Genomic DNA, 203 nt, shown 5'->3' with positions numbered 1-203 from the left:
ATTATCTTGCTCAAGAACTCCTGTGCCCGTTCTGACTTCGGATGTTCGAAGAAAGCTTCTGGATCGTTAGAATCTTCCAGCACTTCTCCTTGATTGAAAAAGATTACCCGGTCTGACACTTCTCTGGCAAAACCCATTTCGTGCGTTACCACCAGCATGGTGATGCCTGACTCGGCAACTTTTTTCATGACGTCCAAACCATC

At 46.3% G+C, this 203-nt stretch carries 1 pseudogene; it reads right to left on the bottom strand.

The annotated features are described in order from the left end of the window. A pseudogene (locus KI210_RS08795) lies at positions 1–203 on the bottom strand (amino acid ABC transporter ATP-binding protein); the annotation flags it as partial.

Origin of the sequence: Lactobacillus corticis, assembly GCF_018327645.1 — a bacterium.
GTDB lineage: Bacteria > Bacillota > Bacilli > Lactobacillales > Lactobacillaceae > Lactobacillus > Lactobacillus corticis.
This window is presented reverse-complemented; position numbering and strand designations above follow the sequence as displayed.